We start from the raw sequence: 1946 nt of genomic DNA on the forward strand, positions 1-1946 counted from the left end.
GTCAGGAACGTGATTGACGCCATCGAACGAACCGGCATCACCCACGCCGACGTCGTAGCGGACATAGCCGCCGATGCGCAGGCAGGTTTCGGTGCCGGGGATGTAGAAGTAACCAGCGCCGTAGACGTCGCAGATCTTGACGTATTCAGCGGGTTCCGGCTCGGCAACAACGACGGCGTCGGCGGCGTGCGCACCGGAAACTGCGATCAGAGCCGCAGCTGAGCCGAAAAGAAGGCTCTTGATGTTCATTTTCCTCTCCATTCAAAAGATCAAAAAAAGCCAGGGTATCTTTCGAGGCTGGCAACCCGCTCCCCGGAAAACGCCGCACCCATGGATCCAAGCTCCTCCTGCCGTCCGCAGCCGAAGGCGCCACTTCCGTCAATCGACGGAAATTGCTTGCAAAATGGCTCGGACGACAAACTTGGCGGTGGATGTATGCGGTGATTTCGCGATGACGTTAGGACAGGCGCAACTCGTCACGAATGGCGCTGCTACGCAAAACCATATCTGTGGCTAATGCCCTGTCCGCGGCAGCCATGTATCTGCCTGTGGCGCGCTCCCCGGACGGTCAACCGGGTCTGGGCTCGTAGATCGGGAATGCCTCGCAAAGCTCCTCGACCGACCGCCGAGCCGCCTTCTCCTGTTCGGCGCCCCATTGCGTTCCGACCGCATCCAGCACGTCGGCTATGAGATTGCCGACACGGGCAAACTCGCCCTCGCCGAAACCGCGCGTGGTGGCGGCCGGTGTGCCCAGCCGTATACCGGAGGTGACGGCAGGCGGCGCCGGATCGAAAGGAATGCCGTTCTTGTTGCAGGTCAGCCCTGCCCTGCCCAACGCCTCCTCCGCGTCCTTGCCGGACAGGCCCTTGCCGCGCAGGTCGACCAGCAGCAGATGCGTATCGGTTCCGCCGGAGACAATGTCGAATCCGCGCTCGCCAAGCGTCGCGGCCAGCTTTCTGGCATTCGCCACCATCTGCCGGGCATAGGTCTTGAACCCGTCCTCCAAGGCTTCACCCAGGGCAACGGCCTTGGCAGCAATGACATGCATCAGCGGGCCTCCCTGCAGGCCAGGGAACACCGCCGAATTCAGCTTCTTGGCGATGTCCTGGTTGTTGGTCAGGATCATACCGCCGCGCGGGCCGCGCAGCGTCTTGTGCGTCGTGGTGGTGACGATATCGGCGACCTCGACCGGGTTGGGATGCACGCCGCCGGCGACCAGGCCGGCGAAATGCGCCATGTCGACCATCATCAGCGCGCCGACGGCATCGGCGATCGCCCGGATGCGCTTGAAGTCGATGATGCGCGGATAGGCCGATCCACCCGCGATAATCAGCTTTGGCCGTGTTTCCCGCGCCTTGGCCTCCAGCTCCTCATAGTCGATAAGGCAGTCGCTCTGGCGCACGCCGTATTGCACGGCGTTGAACCATTTTCCCGACAGTGTCGGCCGGGCACCGTGCGTCAGATGCCCGCCGGCGGCGAGCGACAGACCCATGAAGGTGTCGCCCGGCTTCAGCATGGCGAGCATCACCGCGCCGTTGGCCTGGGCGCCGGAATGCGGCTGCACATTGGCGTGCGCCGCGCCAAACAGCCGGCAGGCCCTGTCGATGGCAGCCGCTTCGGCCAGATCGACATATTGGCAGCCGCCGTAGTAGCGGTGCCCCGGATAGCCCTCGGCATATTTGTTGGTCATCACCGAGCCTTGTGCCTCCAGCACAGCCGGCGAAACGATATTTTCGGATGCGATCAGCTCGATTTCGGACCGCTGCCGGCCCATCTCGCGTGCAATCGCATCGGCGACCACCGCATCCTGGAGCTTGAGGTTCCTCTGGAAAAAGCCGGTCATTCTGCTCGTCTCCTGGCGGCAAAAGGCGGACACGGTTTTCGGCGTCGCCATGCCTGGTGTTGGAACTGAAACGGGGAGCTAGTTCACTGCGTCAGGCGGGGTG

2 protein-coding genes are annotated in these 1946 nt (G+C 63.1%); both read right to left on the reverse strand.

Going from position 1 to position 1946, the window contains the following annotated elements; genetic code table 11:
* Positions 1-249 (reverse strand): porin (locus EN969_RS28820; protein WP_206525256.1); only part of this gene is annotated, 249 nt, incomplete at its 3' end.
* 319 nt (positions 250-568) lie between these two features.
* Positions 569-1843: a serine hydroxymethyltransferase gene (gene glyA, locus EN969_RS28825; protein WP_013529884.1), complete on the reverse strand. Its 1275-nt coding sequence runs from the start codon at positions 1841-1843 to the stop codon at positions 569-571.
* Between the last annotated feature and the right edge of the window lie 103 nt (positions 1844-1946).

Origin of the sequence: Mesorhizobium sp. M7A.F.Ca.CA.003.01.2.1, assembly GCF_003998945.1 — a bacterium.
Taxonomy (GTDB): Bacteria; Pseudomonadota; Alphaproteobacteria; order Rhizobiales; family Rhizobiaceae; genus Mesorhizobium; species Mesorhizobium ciceri.